At 59.9% G+C, this 6,600-nt stretch carries 4 protein-coding genes and 1 pseudogene; 2 read left to right on the forward strand and 3 right to left on the reverse strand.

Annotated features, from left to right (window positions below; translation table 11 throughout):
* Positions 1–690 precede the first annotated feature (690 nt).
* Positions 691–1,047: a hypothetical protein gene (locus tag EOA27_RS16515; protein WP_024505577.1), complete on the forward strand. Its 357-nt coding sequence runs from the start codon at positions 691–693 to the stop codon at positions 1,045–1,047.
* Positions 1,048–1,517: 470 nt separating this feature from the next.
* Positions 1,518–2,844, forward strand: a pseudogene (gene hemN, locus EOA27_RS16520) (oxygen-independent coproporphyrinogen III oxidase).
* Between the two features lie 234 nt (positions 2,845–3,078).
* Here the strand turns inward: hemN and EOA27_RS16525 are convergent.
* From EOA27_RS16525 to EOA27_RS16535, 3 genes are all read right to left on the reverse strand, one after another.
* Entirely contained in the window at positions 3,079–4,722 is a 1,644-nt protein-coding gene (locus EOA27_RS16525) for an MFS transporter (protein WP_126063923.1), read from the reverse strand.
* Positions 4,723–4,895: 173 nt separating this feature from the next.
* A complete protein-coding gene (locus EOA27_RS16530; protein WP_126063924.1) occupies positions 4,896–5,879 on the reverse strand; it encodes a beta-ketoacyl-ACP synthase III in 984 nt (327 codons plus the stop codon).
* A partial coding sequence (locus EOA27_RS16535; protein WP_127256709.1) for an aminotransferase class III-fold pyridoxal phosphate-dependent enzyme occupies positions 5,876–6,600 on the reverse strand: 725 nt, incomplete at its 5' end. The genes EOA27_RS16535 and EOA27_RS16530, both read right to left, overlap by 4 nt.

A 6,600-nucleotide genomic window follows, 5' to 3' on the forward strand; every position in this document is an offset into this window, starting at 1 on the left:
ATGTACATGTCTAGATCTCCATGAAGGAATAAAAAGGATAGAGGCGAAAGAGCAAGCTTTTCCTCTAAATTTTGTGCGTGTTGTCTCCAATATGTGGACGCCAAAGCGCTTGACACGAGAGGTGAGCCAGCGTAAAAGCCACATGTACTTATAATAGTGTTTTCTGTTAGGAGATTCATTATCGTTTACATGTGAAACACTCCGGTCGGACCGCTGCAGCTCTCCGAAATAGAGCAGCAAGCGACATGCCAACCTGAAGCGTAAATGCGGCCGACACCAAAATCGGGCCGACGCGCCTTCGTCTCGCTGGAATCACTTTTTTTGAGGGTCACTGCGAAAAGCAATGTGCGACACGGTTCGCCATGTTCGATATGTGACAGTCTCGTTTAACAGCGACGGCTTCCCGTCTGACCGCAACGGAGGCCGCGCCATGCGCTACCGAGAAGGATCACTGCGCGTACGCTCCGCAAGGGCTGCGCCAGGAACAGAGGGCGTGCGCGTCCGAGGCGTCGCATGGTGGCCGCAGCACCTTTTCGCCGCTGTAAGTTCGCCGTGCAGGTACATTGCGCGGCCGGAAGCGAGAGGGAGCGCACCCTGAAACGGCTGCCTACGGCTCGCCTCGAGTAATTGGCGATGAACAGCATTCTCGAGAACTTAGTCTCGACGGAAAGAGCAACGAAAGGAAGCCGCTTGGACGAGCACGATCCGAAGGAAGAACCGATCGAGACCATTTTCCGCAACGGCACAATCACTGCCGTGGGTATCCTGCTTGCCTTTTCGCTCGGCTTCCTCACTCATTGGGCCGCGAACCCCTTGCCATGGCAACTCTACGATCTGTTCGCCGTAGTGCCGATCCTGCTCGGCATCGCACTGCAGATGAGAGCGCTGTCCATGCTGCTCGACATGAGTTCCTTGCGGCGCCCCATCTACGAACGCGCCAATCGCATTTTCATGGTCGGCCTCATCCAGACCGCGTGTGGCGTCGGCATGGCCATCTTGGTCGATCTTTTCGGGATATCGGTAGGGGGCACGCTGCCCGGCGCTTGACGACAAGCCACACCGCCGCTCTTCGCTCGAAGCGACGTCAAGCCGGGGAACCTTGTGCACCCCCTAGCGGCGTCCTCCTTTCATCAAATGAGCCGACGTCAGCTTTAGAGCGTCTCGGTGGCTAAAGCCGGTATGGTTTTTCGGCCGGCAGGGAAGGCCGCTGGCTGGACCTGGATGGCGTCTGAACGAGGCTTGACAGGTCCGTTGCGTCGGACATGAATTTCGCATTGCAAAGTTCTTCCGCAGACGCCTCAAGCACACTGCACTGGCGTCACGTACTACTCAGACGTTGAATGCGGCACCGCACCATCACCTCAGGCGCAACCATGGCACGCGCGCTCCCCGGCGTGGTTGACCCCATCCTGTCCAAACGAGACTGCGACATAAGCGGGACGCACTGACTTAGGTCAGAGACCAGGACGAGCGCGCAACGAAAGAATGATGGATCAGCGACGTGGGATGACAGCTCCTTGCACACCTCAATCCTGACAAAGTACCGGGACCCCCGGCCGCCTTGGTATACCATCTATCCGACTGTGCCAGACTTCTCTGCGGCAGTTGGTGCTGACGATTATGAGGAATGGCTGGGGGGCCTCCCGGCCGACGAATCGGTGTCGCTCTATTTCCACATTCCGTTTTGCCGATCCATGTGCTGGTATTGCGGCTTCCCTACCGCGGTCATCCGTCGCAACGGCCCGATCCTTAATTATTTAGCGGTGCTGCGTCAGGAGATCAGTTTGGTGTCGGAGCAAGTGCGGCAAGGGCTGCCGGTGAGCGATGTGCATTTCGGCGCGGAACGCCTCACCTTATCGGGCCAGCCGAGCACTTGGCGCTGATGGAATTTCTACGCCGCCACTTCGCTTTCAGCAAAACTGCTGCGATCACCGTGGAGATCGATCCCCGAACGTTCACACCGGAAATGGCCGAAGCCTTGGCAGCTAACGGTGTCAACCGCGCGAGCATCGGCGTGCAGAGCTTTGATCCCGATGTGCAAAGGCGATCAATCGGATCCAGAGTAAGGTGCAGACGGCCGCTGCAGTCCAAAATCTCCGCCGGCATGGCGTTGGCCATATCAACTTCGACCTCATCTTCGGTCTACCGAAACAGACTGTGCAGTCCTGCATCCAGACCGCGATGGCTGCGGTCGCCATGCGCCCCAACCGGCTTGCGGTGTTCGGATACGCGCATATTCCTTCCGTGATAAAGAACCAGCGCCTATCGAGCAGGCAGGTCTACCGGACGGCGATCTTCGCGCCGAACAGGCTGCAGCTGTCGCCGAGACACTGGTTGGCGCTGGCTACCGGGAGATCGGGCTCGATCATTTCGCTCCGCCGGACGACGAACTCGCGCTAGCGCAGAAGACCGGGCGCGCCTACGGCGTAATTCGCTGGGATACTCGGCCGATACTTGCAAAACGTGATCGGCTTAGGCGCGTCGGCTATTGGCCGAGTCCGCGAGGGGTATGTTCAGAACGAAGTAACACGGGATTCTTACGCCCGGCACATCGCAAGTGGACGTCTGGCGACATCAAAGGGTCACCGTCTGACCGACGATGACCGGGTGCGCGCAGCGATCATCGAGCGACTGATGTGCGATTTGGAGGCCGACGTGCCGACCATCTGTGCCGCCCACGAAATCGAACCAGCTCGTTTTCTCGATTCAGTTGAGAGTTTGGTGACGCTGGCTGAGGAGGGGATCCTGGACGTCGAAAACGGCTTCATCCGCGTGCGGCCGGAGCACCGCTTTGTTGTTCGCGCCGTTGCTGCTGCATTCGATGCTTTTCTCGCGAATCGATGAGTTGAGGCCACGACGCCGAAAGGCATCAAACCTTGTTTGGCGCTCGTCGGCATGGGCTCTCGCAGAAGACTCCGCAAGCGTATGCAGGGGACTTCCACTTGACGCCGCGTTCACCATCATCTCGCCTGGGTGCGCGCGAAAGCGCACAACCCGGAGCACGCTGCTCTCGGTGTGAGGCTGTGCTCTGCAAAGCACCGGTGATCCACCCTGTCCCTGGACAGCAGCTTGATGGCGTCATCTTGGAGGACGAGAAAAGATTGTCGAGGTACGGGTACGAATTGCCTCGGTCGTCCGTTCAATCGAAAGCACTGTCTGCGGAGGCACCTCTCCTTCATGCAGTGACAGGAGATGCTGGGCGACTTCCTTATCTGCTGCGGTGAGTCGATGATTTAGGCGGAGAAAGTCCATCCAGGTGGGGGTGCGGAATGTCTCCGTCCAAAGTGACGGTGTTTGCAGATTTCGCTGGAGCGTCCAGTTTCGTGCACCGGCACGGCTCTGGACGTGTCGCCGCGTGCGCATGGAGCCCAGAAAGGCCTCGATATTTTCCTCCGATATCAAATACTCGACCTTGGCCACGATAGGGCCACTTCTGGGTTTCAGATCGAGAGCCACGTCCGGCGGATGAAAAACTGAACTTTCTTGATCGGTTTCTTCCCAGGGACGGACCGGCAACACGATCCCCGCTGCTGCAACCAGCAACAGAGCGCCTGCGGCGCCCTCCAATGCTAAGGTCAAGGAATAGTTTTGCGCGACAGAACCCCAGATCCAGCTGCCAGCAGCCATACCGCCTGCGCTCAAGGCGTAGTAAATGGAGAGCGTGCGGCCTACAACCCACCTTGGGCTTGCCAACTGCACCGACACGTCAATGCCCGTCCAGGTGATAAGCCAACCCGCTCCGCCGAGCGCCAGCGAAATGGCCGCCACAGGAATCGACGATGTAAGGGCAAGGGAGAGGCAACAGACTGCACAAGCCACAGAGGCGAAGGCCACCAGCCTGTTTTGAGACGTGACCTTCCTCAAGAAGCCGTTGCCCATGCCCGCGATGAAAGCACCCATGCCGAAGCCGGCCAATAAGATACCGTAGACAATTGGCCCACTCTTCAACTGATCCCGGACGACGAGGGGGAGCAACGCCAGAATGGAGATGCTTGCCAATCCGAAAAGAGCGGCTCGGGCGGTCGCTGCCCTGATCTCCAAAGACATCGCAGTAAAGCGCACTCCGTCATGAATTGCCGTCGTCATTCTCTCACGAGGGAGAGGCGAAGAGCGGACCTCCCATTTGGTGCGCCATATCGCGCTTATGGGCGCCAGATCACTCACCGCAGCCAAGGCGAAAGCGGCCAGCGGCCCAAAGACGGCCAGGATCACGCCCCCCAAGGCCGGACCAACGCTGCGCACAATGTTGTATCCGACGGACATAAGCGTCACTGCGGCCGGAATGTCGCGTTTGTGAAGGATATCGCCGACCGAAGCGTGCCAAGCCGGATCATTCAAGGCAAAGCCGCAGCCGGCCAGGAAACCTAACCCGAGAATCAGCCAAGGACTGACAAATCCCAGACCCACAGAAATCATCAGCGTCGTCGACGCCGATGCTATCAGGCAGTGTCCCGCAAACATCACCCACCGGCGGCTGAAGTTGTCGGCAATGGCTCCGGCGAAAACTGAGAGGAAGAACACCGGCAATGTGGATGCGGCCTGGACGAGTGCCACCATGAGGTCGGACGCTGAAATCGTTGCCATAAGCCAACTGATGGCGACCGTTTGCACTAGCCAACCGAGGCTGGAAATCTGGGTGGCCGCCCAAATTGAGCGAAACACCTTGTTTCGAAATGGGGCGAGCGTCTTTGAAACGGGCGGTTGAGGATTTTCGCTCTGCATGAGGTATTGCTGGCCTTCGATGAGCGCTGCGATTTGAGCAAGCGGGTCGATACTTAGACATCGCGGAGCACCGCACGGAACCCAGCTCTATGGAGCTTGCCGGCGACTATTTACGTATTGAGCCATTCTCATAGTCTCATTCATGAGCAGTCCTGTGCGCAAGCATTGCTTTGCTAAATTCCCACCACAAGCGCGCCGCCGCTGAGACCCGCACCCGCTGCCGCCAAGAGGACTTTCTCGCCAGGCCGAAACGGCTGCGCCCGATGGGCCAGCGACAATGAGAGCGGGATCGTCGCGGCGGAAGAGTTGCCATATTCGGCGATCGTCTTGACGATCGAGTGATCAGCGATGCCGAGGTTCCTGCCGACCGCGTCGAAAATGCGCGCATTGGCCTGATGCGGCACGAAACGATCGAGGTCTTGCGGCCTCAGTCGGGCAGCAGTGAGCGCATCTCTCGAGCAGGCGGTCATCATCTCCACGGCCTTGCTGAATACTTCACGGCCGTCAGTGATCGTCATCCGTGTCTGCGCGAGGTCGAGGTCGGCATGGAACGGAGTGTTGCTTCCCCCGGCGGGAATCTGGATTAGCCCGTAGCGCGAGCCGTCGGAATCCACCGAAGCGCCGAGAATGCCTCGATCCGGGTCATCGCAAGGACTGATCACCATGGCGCCGGCGGCATCGGCAAACAGCACGGCGCTGGCGCGCTCGGCCAAATTGATGCGGTGGCTGAGGATGTTGGCGGCGATGACAAGGCTCGCTTTGCCGTGCAGGCGGGTGAACCCGTCGGCGAACATCAGCGCATAGATGAAGCCGGCGCAGGCGCCGGTCAGGTCGATCGCTCCGGCGCGGCCTAGCCCCAGCCGATGTGCGACCAGCGGCGCGCTTGGCGGCAGAAGGTGATCGGGCGTCGACGTGGCGAGCAAGAGTAGACCGACGTCGCCGCGGTCGATACCGGCATTGGTCAGCGCCATGTCGCCGGCAGAGGCGGCAAGGCCCGACAGCGTGTCTTCGTCTGTTGCCCAGAAGCGCGAGCGAATTCCGGTGCGCCGCTCGATCCAGCCGGGCTCAAGCCCGAGCCGGTCTTCGATTTCCGGGTTCTCGACCTTGCGCGCCGGCGCATGATGGCCGAAGCCGAGAACGCGCGACGATAGGTTCATGGCCGCGAGCCGAAGCGTTCGCCGGCCTCCTCTATCGCGTCATAGAGCCCGCCCAATTCGTCGCTGGTGATGCAATAGGGCGGTAGAAGATAGAGGACATTGCCGAGCGGGCGCACAAGTAGCCCCCGCTCAAGGAAAAAAGCGCGCAGTTTTGGCCCGATCTCGGCCAGATAACCGGCTGAGCCGGTGCGTAGGTCGAGTGCCGCGATGGTGCCGGTTGTCCGGCAGTCGGTGAAATATGGATTGACCCGGAAGCGTTGCAGCCCGGCGGCCTGCCTCGCGCTCAAGACCGCGATCCGCTCGGCCACCGGCTCGTCACGCCAGATCTCGACATTGGCAAGTGCTGCCGCGCAGGCGATCGGATTGGCGGTGTAGGAGCTCGAATGGAAAAACGTCTTCTTGCGATCCTCCGAAAAGTGAGCGTGGAAGATGGCATCGGTGGCGATCGTGGCGGCCAGCGGGATGGTACCACCGGTCAGACCTTTCGAGGTGCACAAGATGTCGGGCGAGACGGACGCCTGTTCGCAGGCAAACATGGTTCCGGTGCGCCCCCAGCCGGTCATCACTTCATCGGCGATCAGCAGCGTGCCGGAGGCTTCGGCGATCCTCTTCAATTCGGCAAGAACCCAGGCCGGATACATCAGCATGCCGCCGGCGCCAAGCACCAGCGGCTCGACGATCAGCGCGGCTGCGCGCCGGTCGCGGCTAACGGCCTCGAACC

This window comes from Mesorhizobium sp. M2A.F.Ca.ET.037.01.1.1, assembly GCF_003998075.1.
In the GTDB taxonomy this organism is placed as follows: Bacteria; Pseudomonadota; Alphaproteobacteria; order Rhizobiales; family Rhizobiaceae; genus Mesorhizobium.

What these genes read in the sequence shown, in the direction of transcription:
- EOA27_RS16525 (WP_126063923.1), bottom strand. Translation starts at nt 4,722, where the DNA reads ATGCAGAGCGAAAATCCTCAACCGCCCGTTTCAAAGACGCTCGCCCCA.
- EOA27_RS16530 (WP_126063924.1), bottom strand. Translation starts at nt 5,879, where the DNA reads ATGAACCTATCGTCGCGCGTTCTCGGCTTCGGCCATCATGCGCCGGCG.